Origin of the sequence: Rothia sp. CCM 9417 (genome assembly GCF_048513575.1) — a bacterium.
Taxonomy (GTDB): domain Bacteria; phylum Actinomycetota; class Actinomycetes; order Actinomycetales; family Micrococcaceae; genus Rothia.
In genome coordinates, this window is record NZ_JBLXXT010000008.1 from 50075 (window position 1) to 68253 (window position 18179).

General features: G+C 56.7%; 13 protein-coding genes and 3 tRNA genes. 8 read left to right on the forward strand and 8 right to left on the reverse strand.

What is annotated here, in order from left to right; genetic code table 11:
* Nucleotides 1-76 precede the first annotated feature (76 nt).
* The 3 genes from ACN082_RS08785 to ACN082_RS08795 all read right to left on the reverse strand — a co-directional run bounded on the left by ACN082_RS08785 (nt 77) and on the right by ACN082_RS08795 (nt 377).
* A tRNA-Gly gene (locus ACN082_RS08785) sits at nt 77-152 on the reverse strand.
* 55 nt (nt 153-207) lie between these two features.
* A tRNA-Val gene (locus ACN082_RS08790) sits at nt 208-279 on the reverse strand.
* Nucleotides 280-304: 25 nt separating this feature from the next.
* Nucleotides 305-377: transfer RNA gene (locus ACN082_RS08795), tRNA-Gly, on the reverse strand.
* A gap of 237 nt (nt 378-614) precedes the next feature.
* Here ACN082_RS08795 and ACN082_RS08800 point away from each other — a divergent pair.
* Nucleotides 615-1184 carry a GNAT family N-acetyltransferase gene (locus tag ACN082_RS08800; protein ID WP_419100484.1) on the forward strand — a complete coding sequence of 190 codons (570 nt, stop codon included), beginning with the start codon at nt 615-617 and terminating at the stop codon, nt 1182-1184.
* Nucleotides 1185-1274: 90 nt separating this feature from the next.
* Here ACN082_RS08800 and zapE read toward each other — a convergent pair whose 3' ends face one another.
* Complete coding sequence (gene zapE, locus ACN082_RS08805; RefSeq protein WP_419100485.1) at nt 1275-2339, reverse strand: cell division protein ZapE; 1065 nt, start codon at nt 2337-2339, stop codon at nt 1275-1277.
* Between the two features lie 228 nt (nt 2340-2567).
* Between zapE and ybaK the strand changes: the two genes are divergently transcribed.
* Nucleotides 2568-3065: a Cys-tRNA(Pro) deacylase gene (gene ybaK / locus ACN082_RS08810; protein ID WP_419100486.1), complete on the forward strand. Its 498-nt coding sequence runs from the start codon at nt 2568-2570 to the stop codon at nt 3063-3065.
* Nucleotides 3066-3119: 54 nt separating this feature from the next.
* Here the strand turns inward: ybaK and ACN082_RS08815 are convergent, their stop codons facing one another.
* Complete coding sequence (locus ACN082_RS08815) at nt 3120-4424, reverse strand: alpha/beta hydrolase family protein (RefSeq protein WP_419100487.1); 1305 nt, start codon at nt 4422-4424, stop codon at nt 3120-3122.
* A gap of 171 nt (nt 4425-4595) precedes the next feature.
* Between ACN082_RS08815 and msrB the strand changes: the two genes are divergently transcribed.
* From msrB to ACN082_RS08830, 3 genes are all read left to right on the forward strand, one after another.
* Nucleotides 4596-5018, forward strand: a complete 423-nt coding sequence (gene msrB, locus ACN082_RS08820; protein ID WP_419100488.1) for a peptide-methionine (R)-S-oxide reductase MsrB — start codon at nt 4596-4598, stop codon at nt 5016-5018.
* A 138-nt stretch (nt 5019-5156) separates the two neighbouring features.
* Entirely contained in the window at nt 5157-6443 is a 1287-nt protein-coding gene (locus ACN082_RS08825) for an HRDC domain-containing protein (protein ID WP_419100489.1), read from the forward strand.
* An 11-nt stretch (nt 6444-6454) separates the two neighbouring features.
* Nucleotides 6455-6955: a Rieske (2Fe-2S) protein gene (locus ACN082_RS08830; RefSeq protein ID WP_419100490.1), complete on the forward strand. Its 501-nt coding sequence runs from the start codon at nt 6455-6457 to the stop codon at nt 6953-6955.
* A gap of 91 nt (nt 6956-7046) precedes the next feature.
* On the opposite strand, the gene dxs is transcribed toward ACN082_RS08830, so the two are convergent.
* Nucleotides 7047-9023 carry a 1-deoxy-D-xylulose-5-phosphate synthase gene (gene dxs, locus ACN082_RS08835; protein WP_419100491.1) on the reverse strand — a complete coding sequence of 659 codons (1977 nt, stop codon included), beginning with the start codon at nt 9021-9023 and terminating at the stop codon, nt 7047-7049.
* 329 nt (nt 9024-9352) lie between these two features.
* Here dxs and ACN082_RS08840 point away from each other — a divergent pair, with 329 nt between their 5' ends.
* The gene (locus ACN082_RS08840) at nt 9353-10882 is read left to right on the forward strand and encodes an alanine/glycine:cation symporter family protein (protein ID WP_419100492.1); all 1530 of its coding nucleotides are present in this window, start codon (nt 9353-9355) and stop codon (nt 10880-10882) included.
* 103 nt (nt 10883-10985) lie between these two features.
* On the opposite strand, the gene ACN082_RS08845 is transcribed toward ACN082_RS08840, so the two are convergent.
* Both ACN082_RS08845 and acnA read right to left on the reverse strand, forming a co-directional pair.
* Nucleotides 10986-11516, reverse strand: a complete 531-nt coding sequence (locus ACN082_RS08845; RefSeq protein WP_419100493.1) for a hypothetical protein — start codon at nt 11514-11516, stop codon at nt 10986-10988.
* A 115-nt stretch (nt 11517-11631) separates the two neighbouring features.
* Entirely contained in the window at nt 11632-14316 is a 2685-nt protein-coding gene (gene acnA, locus ACN082_RS08850) for an aconitate hydratase AcnA (RefSeq protein ID WP_419100494.1), read from the reverse strand.
* A 319-nt stretch (nt 14317-14635) separates the two neighbouring features.
* Between acnA and ACN082_RS08855 the strand changes: the two genes are divergently transcribed.
* Both ACN082_RS08855 and ACN082_RS08860 read left to right on the forward strand, forming a co-directional pair.
* Entirely contained in the window at nt 14636-15403 is a 768-nt protein-coding gene (locus ACN082_RS08855; RefSeq protein ID WP_419100495.1) for a hypothetical protein, read from the forward strand.
* 71 nt (nt 15404-15474) lie between these two features.
* Nucleotides 15475-18081 carry a DNA gyrase/topoisomerase IV subunit A gene (locus tag ACN082_RS08860; protein WP_419100496.1) on the forward strand — a complete coding sequence of 869 codons (2607 nt, stop codon included), beginning with the start codon at nt 15475-15477 and terminating at the stop codon, nt 18079-18081.
* The last annotated feature ends 98 nt before the right edge of the window (nt 18082-18179 follow it).

Consider the following 18179-nt stretch of genomic DNA (forward strand, 5'->3'; position numbering starts at 1 on the left):
TCAACCTGGGGTGTTTGGGTTGGCTTGTAATGGAGAGGGGTATGGAAAAACCCCCGGCCATAACCGGGGGTTTGTCTGGAGCGGTTGACGAGACTTGAACTCGCGACATCCACCTTGGCAAGGTGGTGCTCTACCAACTGAGCTACAACCGCAGTTGCATTTCTATGCAGGGCTTCACCCTGTGCTGGATACGCAATGTATCTTGCGTGCGCGATACTGGGATCGAACCAGTGACCCCTTCCATGTCAAGGAAGTGCGCTACCGCTGCGCCAATCGCGCTAGAACCCTCGCCTGAGGGTTAGCGAGCGGTTGACGAGACTTGAACTCGCGACATCCACCTTGGCAAGGTGGTGCTCTACCAACTGAGCTACAACCGCATGTTTGCTGATTCCTTGGGGAACCGAACCAACGAGTAAATACTATACACGGTGTTTTGGTTTACGCAAAATTGTTATTTTGTGGTGTTGTTTGGCCGGTTTTTCCTTGATTTATAGGGGTTTTGGGCCGGTTTTTATGGGGGCGCTTTATTATTTTTATTCTATGGACTGTGCCACAGTTATTGGCGGGTTAGGATATGTTGCATTGTTGTGGTGGTGTCAAGGGAGGTTTGAGCTGTGCTACCCAGTCTTCTGACGGAGCGTTTGACCTTGAGGGCTTTACGTTTAGGGGATCTGTCTGCCCTGGTTGCAGCCTGCAGGGACCCGGAGATTGTCCGCTGGTGTGTGTCAATTCCGCTGGGATACACGGAGCAGGATGCCCTGGATTTTATCAGTTACTCACATGATGCTGCCCTTGCAGAGGCTGAGTTCATTTGGGCTATTGATGCCAGCGGTGTTTTCGCCGGGGTGGTCAGCTTATTCGATGTGTCGAGGTCTTCAGCCGAGGTTGGCTTTTGGCTTGCTCCCGATAGCAGAGGTCAAGGTTTTATGGCTGAGGCTTTGGGAGCGGTCACCGGTTTTGCACTGGATCCTTTGGGCTTGGGCTTGGATAGGCTAGTGTGGACTGCCCTGCAGGGGAACAGCTCCTCGGAGAAGGTTGCTCGCAAGGTTGGCTTTGAGGGTTTCCGCACTCTTCCTGAGGGCACGCCCGGTCGCCCAGGCTTTGATGGAGTTGCCCTCATGCAGACTGCGCGTCAGGCGGAGCTGACTCGCCAGCGGTGGGCTGAGGTTGGTTTCCCCGGTTAAAGCGGCCCCTGCCCCTAGGCGCTCAAGAGCAAAAGCCCCGGCTCCTTCGCCGCCAGAAGGAACCGGGGCTGGTGTTTAAAGTGTGCTCTTCTAGGAAGCTGACTTCTGCCCTGCTGTGTGGCCTTCGCGGGCAAGAGCGGTTAGACGAGAAACGGCTCGGAAGTACTTTTTCTGGTAGCCGCCTGTCATCATTTCTTCGGTGAAGACCCTGTCAAAGGGAAGTCCGGAGGCGATAATCGGCAGGTCTTTATCGTAAAGACGGTCAGCCAGCACCACGAAGCGGAGGGCCACGGCCTGCTGGGTAATGGTTGTGACATCGCGCCAGGCAATAGCATCAAGCCCTTCAATAAATTGGCGGTAACGAGAGGGGTGAACCTTGGACAGGTGCTCAATGAGGTCCTCAAAGCTATCGATTGCAACGGTGCCAAGTGCACCAAAACCTGCTTCAACAGCGGCATCAAACTGCTCAGGTGCAAGGGGGTCCGGTGCCGGGTCAAGCCCGCGGTGGCGGTAGTCCTCGCCATCTACACGAATCACATCAAATTGGTCTGAGAGTACCTGAATTTCACGCTTGAAGTCTGCGGCGGCAAAGCGCCCCTCACCGAGTGAGCCGGGCAGAGTATTGGAGGTGGCGACCAGCTTCACCCCTGCTTCGGCTAGCTCACGCATGAGTCGGGACATCAGCACGGTGTCACCGGGGTCATCGAGTTCAAATTCGTCAATACAGACCAGCTTGTAGCCTGAGAGGGCTTCAACCGTCTTGCGGAAGGTGAGTGCACCGACCAGGTTGGTGTATTCGACAAAGGTACCGAAAGCTTTAGGGCCCTCTACTGCGTGCCAGAGGGAGGCAAGCAGGTGGGTTTTACCCACACCAAAACCACCGTCTAGGTAAAGACCTGGCTTACTGACCTCCTTTTTCTTGCCCCCGCCAAAGAGCTTGCTTAAAAATCCACCGCCACTAGCGACGCCACCATTGATACTATCCCCGAAGGCTCGTAAGGCATCGACTGCCGCCTGTTGTGAGGGCTGCGCTGGGTCCGGGCGGTAGGTATCAAAGGACACCTCACCAAAGCGTTCTGAGGGGCGAAAACCCGCCAAAAGTTCATCAGCAGAAACCTGGGGGGTACGTTCGGTGAGGTGGGTGTAGGTGGCCACGTGCCTAACTTTCCTTGAGCGCAAGGGTGCGCGGGTTACATGTACAGCACCAGTGTAATGGGTGCGGGAGGTAAGGGCCGGTAGCGGTTAAGACTTTGGGGGGTGATGACACTAAGGCGGTTGAATTCTTCACAGTTCGTAGCGTTTTCCGCTGTCCGGCAGCTTCCGCTGGCGTGTTCCTTTTAGGCTAGTAAAGGTAAATCGGAAGCAAAAAGAAAGGGTTTTCTCGTGGCCAAGGGTAAAAAGAAAGCCGGAGCATCTACTGCCGCAGTTGCTCTCTTGCAAGAAAGCGGGGTTGCCTTCACCATGCGCGAATACGAGCACGTCCAGGGTGAAACCCAGTTTGGTCTGGAGGCCGCTCAGAAGCTAGGCCGCTCCCCCGAACAGGTTTTCAAGACACTCATGATTAATCACGACAAAGATTTTGCGGTCTGCCTGGTTCCGGTAGCAGGCAAGCTCAACACTAAGGCCGCCGCTGCCCAGTTAGGGTGGAAGAGCGCCAAGATGGCCGAACCTAAAGTAGCTGAGAAGCGTACCGGGTATGTTGTGGGCGGCATTTCTCCCCTGGGCCAAAAGACAGCCCACCCCACCCTGATCCATGAGACAGCCCAGCTTTTTGACACCGTTCTGGTCTCGGGTGGGCGGCGTGGCCTCGATCTTGAGTTGGCTGCTGATGATCTGGTCAGGCTAACCGGCGGCTCCTACGCCGATATTGCGGCACCCTAACACCTCAAGAAATAGGAGGGGGCAGCCGCTGCTGCCCCCCATCACTGCCTGAGCTTATTCTGCCGACTTAGCCTGATGTACTGGCAGGTTCAGCCCCAGCTTATCCCCCAGCCACTTTTCCACGGTGCTCTCCCAGAGCTCAGGGTCCACGTTCCACTCACGGGTGTGGGGTGCCCCTGTAAAGGGAACAAAGTCCACCAGCGGTGAAGCCTGCGCTAACTGTTCTGATGGTTGATAGGGCACGTAGGTGTCATCGCGGGAATGCAGAATCAAGGTGGGTAGAACAATATCCTGTACACGGTTAGGCCAGGATATCTGTTCAAGCCGAATCGGCTCGTGCAAGCCGGTAAACCCGGTCAGTGCAGGGTGAGAAATCATGTGCACACCCAGCTTCCCTATCGAGAGGGGAATCTTGTTGAGCTGAGTATGGTAACGGATGAGTTCAAGCCAGTCCAGGGCGGGCCCATCAAGCACAAGGCCCCGGATAGCGCGGCGGTTAGAGGCAAGGTCAGCTGTTTGCATACAGATAGAGCCACCCATAGACCAGCCAAAGAGCACTACATCTTCAGCACCATGAGAAAGTGCGTAGTCGATAGCAACTTCAATATCGCGCCATTCGGTAAATCCTAGGCCGTATCGGCCGTCTTCACTGGCCGGAGCTTCACGGTCGTTACGGTAGCTAACATGCAGGCTGGTAAGCCCTAGCTTTTGAGTCACTGTCAGTGAGCGCAGGGTTTCTGCACGTGTTGACCCCATGCCGTGAACCATCACAATCCAAGTGCTACTGGGGACTGCTGATGAATCAGATTCAGTAGCGCTATCAAGCCAGGCATTAGGGTGCACTACCCAGGCGGGGGCAGGACCAACAGGCAGGTTAAGCTCGATGTCTTGGTAGCGGTAGCCAGCCATCTGGGGGTCGGTGGCTACAACACCGGTGAGTCTGCCGCGTTTGCAGGTGGTGATATCGCCTCGATAGACCCCTTCGATGGACCGTACTACGGTCTGCTCGGTCGGCAGGTAGGAGATTACCTCGCCCAGCAGGGCGAACCCTGCTCCCCCGGCAAAATAAAACCCGTAGCGGCCTGGAGCCTGAGTCCGTTCCGTCGCGTCTAGGCAGATACTGGTGGGCTGTTGGTCTTCTATATTTTCAGCGGTTCCGTAGCCCACCGAATAAACACGAACATCTTCGTGGGGTGCTTTGGGCGGGACAACAATTTTGCGGGCAAAGTGTGTTGCCAGTCCTGCCGCCCCCAGTGCACCAGCCATAGCAAGGGTGGCACCTGCGGCACCAGCAACTCCTGCGACGGTAGCTAGAGTGAGGGTGCGCGCCGTTGAAGATGTGTCCTGCTCTGTATTCATAATGACCAGTCTAGGGGAGGTATTGCTACTAGCGGGAACGGCACACCCGTGATGTTACCAACCAGTAACCTTGTAAGGAATATCAGGGACAAGGCTGATGCCTTATTCCACTGGGTGTAATCTGGCTGAATATACATACTGTGTTATCGATACGGGTAAGGACTATACAAAATGTCTGAGCATCTACCGGGCCTAGGAAAAATCGCAAAAAACTGGAAAGAGGTTCTGACCCCTACTGAGTACGCTGTGCTCAGAGAGGGCGGTACCGAGCCTGCCTTCACCGGCCAATACTGGGATACCACCACCGAGGGTATCTACTCCTGCAGGGCTTGCGGCACCGAGCTCTTCCGGTCCAGCGAGAAGTTTGAGAGCCACTGCGGCTGGCCTGCCTTCTTCGAGCCCTTGGCAGAAAACCGAGTGCTTTATATAGAGGACCGGTCTTTGGGAATGGTTCGTGTTGAAGTGCGCTGTGCCGCCTGTGATTCTCACCTTGGCCACGTCTTTGAGGGTGAGGGCTACGATACCCCCACAGACCTGCGTTACTGCATCAATTCTGTCTGCCTCACTCTGAATGAGAAACCGCTTGAGCCCTAGCTTGAGAAACAGGACAGCAAGAAATATTTAAGCATGAGGTAATCTTCTACCGTTCAATCTCACACTCGCGACATAACCGGGTAACAGGGTTAGCTGACATAATAGTGGGGTAGTTTTCCACCGGGAGGGAGTTTTATTGTGGCGCAAACTGACAAGGTGGCAGCACCTTTAAGCGCCTCCACCGGGGGTTTTGAGATACCCGAGGGAATCACGATTCCCGAGGCTGTCTTTCTCGATGAACCCGACGGTGGCACTCCCAGCGTTATTACCACCGTCCGTGGCCTGCAGAGAGTTGCCGATATCCTTGCCTCCCAGAGCGGTCCGGTAGCAGTCGACACCGAACGAGCATCGGGCATCAGGTACGGTCAGCGAGCTTTCCTGGTACAGCTCAAACGAGGTAACTCCGGGGTCATCCTCATTGACCCGGAGAGCTTCCCCCATCTCTCCCCCATCAACGAGGCCTTAGCCGGCGCTGAGTGGGTTATCCACGCCGCAAGCCAGGACCTTCCCTGCCTAGCAGAGCTGGGGATGCGCCCCGATGTGCTTTTCGATACCGAACTGGGCGGTCGTCTTGCTGGCTTTGAGCGGGTTGGCTTGGGCTATATGGTCGAGCATTTGCTGGGTTATAAGCTCGCCAAGGAGCACTCAGCGGTGGACTGGTCCCATCGGCCCCTGCCCGCGCAGTGGCTCAACTATGCGGCTCTTGACGTTGATATTCTGCTCGATTTGCGCGATGCCGTTGAGTCTGAGCTCAGGGCACAGGGCAAACTCGAACTGGCCCGGGAAGAATTCAACGCAGTTCGCGAGCGCACCGGGTTTGAGCAGAAACCTGATCCTTGGCGCAAGACCAAGGGCATCAGGGATTTGAAAACCCGCCGCCAGCTCACCGCTCTGCGTAATCTTTGGTACGAGCGTGATCACCTTGCACAGAAAAAAGATGTGGCCCCCAAGCGGCTGCTTCCCGATTCGTCCTTGATTGCTGCGGCGCGTATCATGCCGCAGACAGTTCCAGCGGTGTTGGCGATACCGGGTTTTCAGACTCGTTCCCTCAAACGAGAGGCTCCCCGCTGGGTCAAGGCCATTACCGAGGCGAAGAAGGAACCCAGCCCGGTTCCTTTCACTCTGCCTGCGTCTGGGCCGCCGCCGCTGAAGGCCTGGGAGGTTAAGAGGCCGCTTTCCGCTGAACTGATTGCAGAAGCTAAGCCCCTTGTTATTGAGATCAGTGAGCAACTCGGTATGCCTCAAGAAAACCTGCTGACCCCCGATATCCTGCGGAGGCTGTGCTGGGACCCGCCTGCGGGTTCGGGTGAGCAAGAACTTAGGTTAGCCCTGCTTGAACTTGGGGCGCGTCAGTGGCAGATTGAACGTGTAGCGGGGCATCTGGCCACGGTATTCACCCGGGTCAGAGCCCAACACTCACAGTAAGGATTGTACCCATGTGCACCACATGCGGCTGTCAGAATAAAGAAGAAAAACCCATTGTTGATGCTCCCCAGGAGCTAGCCGCGAGTAACCCTTCAGGGTTTTCCCGCCGCACAGCGATTATTGGTGCTGGTGGCCTGGGGGCAGGCGCAGTTCTGCTCTCTGCCTGCGGCTCCAAGGATGGCCAAACACTCACCGAAAGCGACGGTCGCCCTGCCGAACCAACCGACATGGCCGCCACCAGCGACGTACCGATCGGCGGGGTAATTCAGGCTACAGCAAAGGGGAGCGTCGTCATGATTAGCCAGCCCACCGAGGGCGCTTTCCATGCCTTCTCATCGGTCTGCACCCACCAGGGGTGCCAGCTCAAGGCCTTGAAAGATAAAAGTATTTCCTGCCCCTGCCACTCCTCAGTTTTTTCGCTGGAGGATGGATCTGTCCTTGGTGGTCCGGCTGAGACTCCGATCGCGGAATTCCCGGTCGAGGTTAAAGACGGACGTATCTGGGTCGGCTAAGGCTACCGGTAGACAATAGAAAAACTAAAGCGGCTCTTTCTTCTGCTGAAGAAGAGCCGCTTTGAGTGTCCCTGCTCTGGGATTTGGAGGGTTAGGAAGTGTGTTTAGGCCGTTCGCCCTCTGTTCGCGCGAAAGGCACCATATCGCCCGAAAGCTGAGCGAGAATATCGGCGCTAATTTTTTGAGGTGTCAGCCCCACTTCCTCAAGAATTTCACCGCGCTCAGCGTGCTTGATGAACTCGGCGGGCAGACCCAGCTCGTTCAGTGCTGTGTCGATACCAGCTGCGCGCATTTCCTGGCGAATCCGGGAACCTACGCCACCGGCCCGGACGCCGTCTTCAAGGGAAACCACGATGCGGTGCTCCCCTGCCAGCTCAATAAGGCTGGCAGGTACAGGCATGACCCAGCGGGGATCTACCACCGTTAGGCTCACCCCCTGGCTACCCAGCAGTTCGGCTACATCAAGCGCTAGGCGGGCAAAAGCACCCACGCCAATCAAAAGCACGTCGCGCTGACCGCTTTCAGCGTGAGGCTCCCCTAGCCGCCTGAGAATATCGGCCCCGTCTGCGGTCCGTTCAAGGGCGGGAATATCGGGGCCTACTGAGCCCTTGGGGTAGCGCACAACCGTAGGAGCATCGGAGATAGCCACGGCTTCTCGCAGTTCCTCACGCAGGGTCACTGCGTCACGGGGAGCTGCAAGGTGCAGGCCCGGAATAAACTGCAGAAGAGCCAAATCCCACATGCCGTGGTGGCTGGGGCCATCGGGGCCGGTCACGCCGGAACGGTCCAAGACGAGGGTTACACCAGCCTTATGCAAGGCAACGTCCATGAGGAGCTGATCAAAACCACGGTTGAGGAAGGTGGCGTAGAGGGCAATGACAGGGTGCTGGCCGCCGTAGGCCAGACCCGCGCTCATGGCAAGAGCGTGCTGTTCAGCGATTCCTACGTCAATCACGCGGCCCGGGTGGGCCATAGCCATAGGTTTGAGCCCAACAGGAATGAGCATAGCGCCGGTGATTCCGACAATGTCCTCGCGCTCATCGGCAATATCTTTGATTTCCTGAGCAAAGATACTGGTCCAGGATTTACCAGAGGACTTAGCTAGGGCTTCACCGGTATCAGGGTCAATCACCCCCACAGCGTGGAACATATCGTCTTTATCGCTTACTGCCGGGGCGTAACCGTGGCCTTTCTCGGTCATAGCGTGAACGATAACGGGGCCACCATAGTTTTTAGCTGATTCTAGGGCTTGCTCGATTTCCTGCAGATCATGGCCGTCAATCGGTCCCACGTATTTCATCCCCAGGTCTTCAAAAATGCCACCGGGCACCATGACGTCCTTAATGCCCGCTTTCATGCCGTGCAACCCACGGTAGACCATCTGTCCCAGGGGGCCGCTCTTCTGAAGTTTGGTGCGGGCAATATCGAGGGTGCGCTCGTAGCGCGAGTCCAGGCGAACCTTATCGACCTTATTCTGAAGTTCATGTTTCAGGGCAGCCAGGTGGTTAGCGAACCCACCCACGGTCGGCGCGTAGGAACGACCGTTGTCGTTAACAACAATGACGACCTTGCGGGACCTATCAGCCGCTATATTGTTGATAGCTTCCCAGGCCATGCCACCGGTTAGGGCACCATCGCCGATGAGGGCAACAGTGTAACGGTCCTTTTGGCCGGTGAGTTGGTAGGCGCGGGAAACACCGTCAGCCCATGACAGAGACGACGAAGCGTGTGAGGACTCAACGATATCGTGCTCAGACTCAGCCCGCTCAGGGTAGCCAGCGATACCGCCTTTCTGGCGCAGGGTCGAAAAATCTTGCCGACCGGTAACCAGCTTGTGGACATAAGACTGGTGCCCGGTATCAAAAATGATGGAGTCCTGCGGTGAATCGAAGACCCGGTGAATCCCAAGAGTCAGCTCAACAACACCGAGGTTGGGGCCAAGATGCCCCCCGGTCTGAGAGACATTGGCAACCAGATAATCGCGGATTTCCTGAGCCAGCTCCGTCAGCTGCTGCGAGCTCAAGGAGTTCAGGTGCCCCGGCTCCCGGATAGTTTCTAGTAATCCCACGATGTCTCCCTCACAACCTGACCGGCCGGCTGAGTCTCCTGGTAAGGAGCTACGGAGCGAGCCAGTGGTTACAGTCTCTGGTGTCTTGCAGTTAAGTAACTTTACCCGCTTGGTGGTCGTTTAGCGATTCGCACTATGAGAGCAAAAGCGCCGTTTTCATTTCAGCTAAGTTACAGGCCGCGTCATTTCACCCTAAGAGACCAGGAGGCGTATTAGTATCATTACTCAAGACCCAAATGTGTGACAGCACACATTACTTGCTATATTTGGGGTGAATCATTACGCAGTTAGCTAGCAGCTGACCCCGCACGAACGGATTTGTACACATCATGACCGCATTCATCACCTGGCTGAACGAGATCATTTGGTCTCCAGTGCTGGTATATCTGTGCCTGGCCGTAGGCGTCTACTTCACCATCAGAACCCGGCTCCTCCAGATTCGCCAGATTCCCTCTATGCTTCGAGCTACCTTCAAGGGCGAGTCTTCGCAAGATGGCGTTTCCTCCTTCCAAGCACTAGCCCTGTCGCTGGCAGGGCGTGTGGGTACAGGTAACATCGCAGGCGTGGCAACTGCTATCGCCTTTGGTGGCCCGGGTGCCGTCTTCTGGATGTGGGCGGTTGCCTTCCTGGGCTCTGCAACCTCCTTTATCGAGTCCACCCTAGGGCAGATCTACAAAGAACGCGATAAGGTCACCGGTGAATACCGCGGCGGCCCCGCCTACTACTTCGAAAAGGCCTACCGGCACACCAAGTACTCGGGGCTTTTCAAGGTCTACGCCTCTCTCTTTGCTTGCGCTACCGTGCTAGCCTGCGGCTTCTTCCTGCCCGGAGTTCAGGCTAACGGTATCGCTACCTCCATGCAGGGCGCTTTCCCCCAGGTTCACCCCTGGATGACTGCAACCGGTATCACCATTCTTCTTGCCTTTATCGTGGTGGGTGGCGTCAAGCGTATCGCGGCCTTTGCCTCAGTGGTCGTTCCTATCATGGCCGTTATTTATATCATTCTCGCAGTCATTGTTTGCTTCATTAATATTGGCATGCTGGGGGACGTCGTTAACCTCATCTTTAGCTCAGCATTCGGCCTGCATGCAACCTTCGGTGCCATTGTGGGTACTGCTGTCGAATGGGGCGTCAAACGAGGCATCTACTCCAACGAAGCAGGCCAGGGCACCGGCCCCCACGCTGCAGCTGCCGCCGAGGTTAAGCACCCCGCATCCCAGGGCTTTGTTCAGGCTATGGCCGTCTACATTGACACCCTCTTCGTCTGCTCTGCTACTGCTTTCCTGATTCTTTCAACCGGCATGTACCGGGTCTACCAGGGGGGATCAGCAGATACCCCCGTGCTTGCAGAAGGATCGGGGACGCTAGATCCAGAGGCAACTGTGGGGCCAGCCTTTGCGCAATCCGCCTTTGATACTCTCTTACCTGGAGCCGGCACCATCTTTATCGCTGTATCGCTGGGGTTCTTTGCCTTCACCACCATCATTGCTTACTACTACATGGCTGAAACCAACCTGCGTTACCTGACCAGGAACCTCAAAAATGAAACAGTTTCTAATGGTCTCCTACGCTTGTTACAGCTCCTCATTCTGGTTGCCACAGTAGTAGGTTGCGTCAATAGTGCTGGTGAGGCCTGGGCCCTAGGCGATATCGGTGTAGGGCTCATGGCTTGGCTGAACGTCGTCGGTATTCTGGTCATTCAGAAGCCTGCGCTGCAGGCCCTGCGTGACTACGAACAGCAACGCAAGCAGGGCCAGGATCCCCTGTTTGATCCGCGGGCTCTTGACATTAGAAACGCCGACTTCTGGGAGAACTACTACGATGTGAAAACCGGTGCAATCCCGGTTCAGAAGAAGTAGGCTCCAAGCCGGCTACAACCGTAGAGGCTGTTTTCCTCCCCAGGCGGGAGGAAAACAGCCTCTTTAATTTTTAAAGAGAACCAGTAGGCGGGGCATATAGCGCCTAGGAGGCTTTTATCCTTGCCAAAGCAAAACACACAGCGGCGCTCAAGAAGGCAATAAGACCTAGAAGCAGTGCGGGCATACCAAGCGAAACCAGAAAATCCCCTAGGAGAAAATGTTGCAGGGCATCGTGGTCACCCGTAGCATCACGCGAGGGTTCCCTGGCTAGCATCCCGGGCAAAATATAGGTCAGGCTTATCCAGGCCGACATCCAAGAAGCAATCCCCACTTTAGCCAGATAGCGCCCGGCACCCAGTGCTCCACCGGCTTGAGGCCTGTTGAGAAGCCGAGTACCGCTGACAAGGTACCAGGCAAGGGCCACAAGACACAGCGCAAAGAAGACCCAGCCCAGGGCTACGAATATCAGATAGGCCGATAATCCGCTAGCTACCCCACCGGTGAGCGGTACCAGCAGGAAGGCATCCACAAGCCCCGCTACTATCAAGACAAGCCCCAGCCACAGAACGACAGCCGGCCCTTCTCGTGATGCGGGACCTGCGCTCACTCTGTACTGGGAAGTATTCTGGGTCATACCGATAGGCTACAGTAGCTACCCGCAGTTTGGATATAGAGGAGGGCCTGCCCCACGATAGGTAGAGCAGGCCCTCCAGACTAACTGGCTAGAGCCAGCCTAGGTTGCGCGCTGGTTAGGATCCGCGCACCAGGTTACGCAGAACATACTGCAGAATACCGCCGTTGCGGTAGTAGTCGGCTTCACCGGGGGTATCAATGCGTACTACAGCGTCGAACTCGGTGACGGTGCCATCTTCGGCAGTAGCGGTGACTTTAAGGGTCTTGGGGGTAGTCCCCTCGTTCAGCTCGGTCAGGCCGGTGATATCGAAAGTTTCGGTACCGGTCAGGCCCAGTGAGGCGTGGGATTCACCCGCAGGGAACTGCAGGGGAACAACACCCATACCGATCAGGTTAGAACGGTGGATACGCTCGAAGGACTCAGCAATAACAGCCTTGACGCCCAGCAAGGTGGTGCCCTTAGCTGCCCAGTCGCGTGATGAACCGGTGCCGTATTCCTTACCGCCCAGTACAACCAGCGGGATACCCGCAGCCTGGTAGTTCTGTGCAGCATCGTAAACGGTAGTCTGCTCGCCGCCAGCGGTGAAGTCACGGGTGAAACCGCCCTCAACACCGTCCAGCAGCTGATTCTTGATGCGGATGTTGGCAAAGGTACCGCGAATCATGACCTCATGGTTACCACGGCGTGAGCCGTAGGAGTTGAAGTCCTTACGCTCTACCCCGTTCTCAATCAGGTAACGGCCAGCAGGGGTATCTGCCTTGAAGGAACCTGCAGGTGAGATATGGTCGGTGGTCACAGAGTCGCCCAGCTTCAAAAGAACGCGAGCGCCCTTGATGTCCTCTACGGGGGTGATCTCCATGGTCATGCCCTCAAAGTATGGGGGCTTGCGCACGTAGGTTGACTTTTGGTCCCACTCGAAAGTGGAGCCGGTGGGAGTGTCCAGGGCCTGCCAGCGCTCGTCACCGTCAAAGATGGTGCCGTATTCCTTGGTGTACATGTCGGTATCGACAGAGGCGTCGATAATCTGCTGTACTTCGGCGGGGTCAGGCCAGATGTCCTTGAGGTAGACGGGGTTGCCATCTGCGTCGGTACCCAGGGCATCGTTCTCGAAGTCGAAGTCCATGCTACCGGCCAGGGCGTAGGCGATAACCAGTGGCGGTGAAGCCAGGTAGTTCATCTTGACGTCAGGTGAGATACGACCCTCAAAGTTGCGGTTACCGGAGAGCACCGCGGTGACGGACAGGTCATTTTCCTGAATGGCCTCGGAGATTTCTGGTTCCAGCGGACCGGAGTTACCGATACAGGTAGCGCAACCGTAGCCTACAACGAAGAAGCCCAGCTTCTCCAGGTCAGGCAGGAGGCCAGCCTTCTCGTAGTAGTCAGTGACAACCTTGGAGCCCGGTGCGATAGAGGTCTTGACCCAGGGCTTAGCTGTCAGGCCCTTGGCTGCTGCGTTACGAGCCAGTACACCGGCGGCCATCATGACCGAAGGGTTCGAGGTGTTGGTGCAGGAGGTAATCGACGCAATCGACACTGCACCGTTCTTGAGCTCGAACTCGCGGCCATCGGCCATTGAAACGGCAACGGACTTAGCGTCTTCGCCAGAAGCCGCGTAGTTCTTAATATCGTTTGCGAACTGTTCCTTGGCATCGGTGAGCTGGATACGGTCCTGGGGGCGCTTGGGCCCGGCGATGGAGGGCACCACGGTGGACAGGTCCAGTTCCAGGTACTCGGAGTACTCGACCTCTGCTGAGGGATCGTGCCAGAGACCCTGTTCCTTGGTGTAGGCCTCAACCAGTGCAACCTGCTCTTGGCTGCGGCCGGTCAGGCGCAGGTATTCCAGAGTCTGCTCGTCGATGGGGAACATGGCCGCAGTTGAACCAAACTCGGGGCTCATGTTACCGATGGTGGCGCGGTTAGCCAGAGGTACCTGGCCAACACCGTCACCGTAGAACTCAACGAACTTACCAACAACACCGTGCTGACGCAGCATCTCGGTGATGGTCAGAACAACGTCGGTTGCGGTAGCACCGGCAGGAATAGAGCCGGTGAGCTTGAAGCCAACGACGCGCGGAATCAGCATGGATACGGGCTGGCCCAGCATGGCTGCCTCAGCTTCAATACCGCCAACGCCCCAACCCAGAACGCCCAGGCCGTTGACCATGGTGGTGTGGGAGTCAGTACCGACAACGGTGTCGGGGTAGGCACGCAGGACGCCACCTACTTCGCGGGCCATAATGGTGCGTGCCAGGTACTCGATGTTGACCTGGTGCACGATACCCATGCCCGGGGGAACGACCTTAAAGTCATCAAAAGCGGTCTGGCCCCAGCGCAGGAACTTGTAGCGTTCGCCGTTGCGCTGGTACTCGATATCCATGTTGCGGGTAATGGCATCAGCGGTACCGAAGTTATCGATCTGAACGGAGTGGTCGATGACCAGTTCAGCAGGTGCCAGGGGGTTGATTTTGGAGGGATCTCCGCCCAGTTCCTTGACAGCCTCACGCATGGTAGCTAGGTCAACGACACAGGGTACGCCGGTGAAGTCCTGCATGATAACGCGGGCAGGGGTGAACTGGATTTCGGTGTCCGGTTCGGCGCTGGGATCCCAGTTTGCAAGAGCCTTGATGTGGCCCTCGGTGATGTTGGCGCCGTCTTCGGTGCGCAAAAGGTTTTCTAGGAGAACCTTAAGAGAGTAGGGCAGTTTTTGCGAGCCTTCTACTGCCTTTAGACGGAAAATTTCATAGTCGGTTCCGTTGACGTTCAAAACGCCCTTTGAACCGAAGCTGTCCACAGTGCTCATATGTGGGACTCCTCTCGACACTGTCTTATGATCGGCTCCCCGCTTCCGGTACCACCGCGTCCGTGCAGTGGGTGTGTGATGCTCAGTGTGAGCCGGAAGGCGTAAAGCCACTGCATCTTAGTGTACCCCGTATCACGTTGTTCACATATTTTGAAGACAAAGCGTTAGTAAATGTTTCGTGAGGGGCAAGCCAGTTGCAGATTATATGGGCCATTTACACCCCATGCTGACTGCCCAGCAGACAGGTCACCCCTAAACCTTGCATCTGGGTGAGAAAGAAACTACCCGTGGGGGTCTCTCCCCCAGTAAAATCAGACCTATGCCAGATCTCCACACCCCTTCAACCCGCATTAATACAATTGCCCGCTGGGCAACGATTATCTGCGGAAGCGCGCTAGCTCTGACTGGCGGAGCTGCCTTCGGCGGCTTACCTATACCCACAGAAGCTGCGGATGCTCTGCTGATTTTTTTAGCGCTCTGCATCTTGGCTGAAGCCATATCGTTCATCACATTTGCTGTGACAGAGGCAATCAGACCACAGGACCCTGTGGAGGTTCTAGAGCGTCGGCACAAGGTTAACCCGGTACCCGGCGCAAAACTTCCCTTGCTCTTTATTACTCTTACCCTGGCCCTAGCTGTTTTCTATACAGCCCACGTCTTTATGTGGAACCCGCTGGTGGCTCGGCCCGGCCTAGAACTGGATGAGATATACCGCCAGCTGAAAGAAGCAGGTGAGTTCTCCCAGCGGGTTGTGGTGTTCCAGGGCCTTGTATCGGCCATACCCCTGGCCGTTTTGGTCCCCCTGCACATGCGTCTGCGTAAGAATATTGCGTATTCGCCAGCTCGTGCTGTTGGTCTGTGCTCTGCCGCTGCCACGCTGAGCCTGACCAACCTGTGGTTTGGCTGGGGCTGGTACATGGCAATGGGCATAGCCGACACCTTCGGTATTGGCGGAGGTGACTACGCCCCCACCAGAATCTTTATGCCTCTGGCCCTGATGGTCCTTTTCCTATCCGCACTGTACTTTACATTCAAGCCCATACGGAGCCACCGGCCACAGCAGTGGGAAGAAGAAACAGCCCTATAAAAGCCCCTGACCACAACCTAGGCGGTAAGATAGAGGGCACCCTGCCCAGTCACTGATACCAAGAGGTTTGAATGGCACGCCGCACCGCAACAGTGCATGATGACTACCCCACCGACATCACCGAAAACATTGTCGACATCGATGTCACCAGCGAAATGGAAACCAGCTTCCTGGAGTACTCCTACTCAGTCATCTACTCCCGCGCGCTTCCCGATGCCCGCGACGGCCTCAAGCCCGTCCAGCGCCGGATCCTCTACATGATGCAACAGATGGGCCTGCGCCCCGACAAGGGCCACGTCAAGTCAGCCCGCGTCATTGGCGAAGTCATGGGTAAACTCCACCCCCACGGCGACAGCGCAATCTACGATGCCATGGTGCGCCTGGCCCAACCCTTCGCTATGCGCCTACCCGTAGTCGATGGCCACGGCAACTTCGGCTCCCTGGACGATGGCCCGGCGGCCTCCCGCTACACCGAAGTACGCATGGCCCCCGCCGCACTGGCTATGACCGCCGACCTCGATGAAGACGTCGTAGATTTTGTACCCAACTACGACAACCAGTTCATGCAGCCCTCCGTCCTACCGGCGGCCTACCCCAACCTGCTAGTTAATGGGTCCTCCGGTATTGCCGTGGGTATGGCCACCAACATGGCCCCGCACAACCTCCGCGAAGTCATTGCCGCGGCTCGGCACCTGCTCGAACACCCCGATGCCAGCCTCAAAGACATCATGAAGTTTGTTCCCGGGCCCGATCTGCCCAGCGGTGGCACGATCGTGGGAACCAGCGGTATCAAGGATGCCTATGAAAAAGGGCGGGGTATCTTCAAGACCCGCGCCAAGGTATCCATTGAACGGGTCACCGCCCGCAAACAGGGCATCGTCATTACCGAGCTCCCCTACCTGGTTGGTCCCGAAAAGGTCATCGAAAAAATCAAGGACGGGGTTAACTCTAAAAAGATTCAGGGCATCTCTGACGTTGTTGACCTGACTGACCGCAAAAACGGCCTGCGCATGGTCGTTGAAATCAAGAACGGCTTTAACCCCCAGGCTGTTCTAGCCGCACTCTACAAGCACACCCCGCTTGAAGACTCTTTTGGCATTAACAATGTTGCCCTGGTTGACGGCCAGCCGCAGACTCTGGGGCTCATGGACCTACTTCACGTCTATGTAAATCACCGCATCGATGTGGTCCGCCGCCGCACCGGCCACCGCCTGGGCAAACGCCAGGACCGCCTGCACCTGGTGGAGGGTCTGCTGGTTGCCATTTTGGATATCGACGAAGTCATTCAGATTATTCGCACTTCGGACGAAACCGCTCAGGCTCGTACCCGGTTGATGGATATTTTCGACCTGACAGAGATTCAGGCCAACCACATCCTGGAGCTGCGCCTGCGCCAGCTCACCAAGTACTCCCGTCTTGAGCTTGAAAAAGAGCGTGAAGAGCTACTGGCTGAGATTGCCCAGCTCCAGGAAATCTTGGCCTCCGATACCAAGCTCCGCGCTCTGGTCTCCGACGAACTCCAAGCTGTAGCCGATGAGTACGGTACCGACCGCCGCACCAAGATTGTGAGCAAGGACGAGCTGGCCGATGCTGTTGCGGCTCTTGCCGCCAGCGCTTCTAAGGCCAAGAAAGAGGCCGCGCTGTCCCTGGAAATTGCCGATGACCCCTGCTGGGTTATTCTCTCTACCTCCGGCCAGCTGGGCCGTACTCGAGGTGTCAAAGGCCAGCGCCAAGCGCTTGTTGACCCCGGCAAGCGCCTCAAACACGATGCTTTCCTATCGGTGGTCCCCACCAGCGCCCGGGGTGAAATCGGTGCGGTGACCTCTCGCGGTCGCCTGGTGCGTGTACCGGTCATTGATATCCCGGTTCTGGAAGAAAGTTCTGGCGCTCCCCAGCTTGCCAGCGGTGTTAAGGCCGCCGAGGCTATTTCTCTGGCACGGGGTGAAAAGCTCATCGGCATGGTTCCCCTCAACGCTGTTGTAGCTCTTGCCACCGAACGCGGTGTCATCAAACGGGTCAACCCCGATTACCCGCTTAACGCCACGGAGTTTGAGATTATCAAGCTCAAGCCCAAGGATACGGTTGTGGCAGCCGCTGTATGCGACTCCAACGATAGTGTGCTGACTTTTGTTACCGAACAGGCCAAGCTTCTGACCTTTGATGCGGGCAAGGTCCGCCCCCAGGGCCGTACCGGTGGTGGTATGGCCGGTATGAAGGTTGCAGATGACGATAAGCTCATTGCCTTAGGTGTTACCACCCCCACGGGTACCGCGCACGTTGTCACTATTACCAATGGCAGGGATGAGGGCGCTACGGCCAAGGTTACGGAGCTCACCGAGTTCCCGCAGAAGGGCCGTGCTACAGCGGGTGTACGGGCCCACCGATTCCTCAAGGGTGAAGATGCTCTTGCCCTCGCCTGGGTAGGTCTTGGCCCTGCCAAGGCGGTCTCTAACGCCGGTGTTGCGCGCACCCTGCCCACAGAGTTCGGGCCCCGAGATGGCTCCGGTGTCCTACTGACCCAGGGGATTGATGCGATTGGCCCTGACTACCAGGCTGTCACGGAACAGAAGCTTCCGGCTCAGCCTGCCGTCAGCCAATCGGTTGAGCAAGAGCCAGTGGAGGTAGCTGAGGACCCCGGTAGGCCCACGGCTACCCCCCTTATCGACCCGCTCTTCTAGAAGAAGCAAAACTTAGCATCTGGCCGGGCCTATCTCATACCAGGTAGGCCCAAAGGTATTGAGTGGCTCAGGAGCAGTTGCTAGAATCCGTGGGAGAG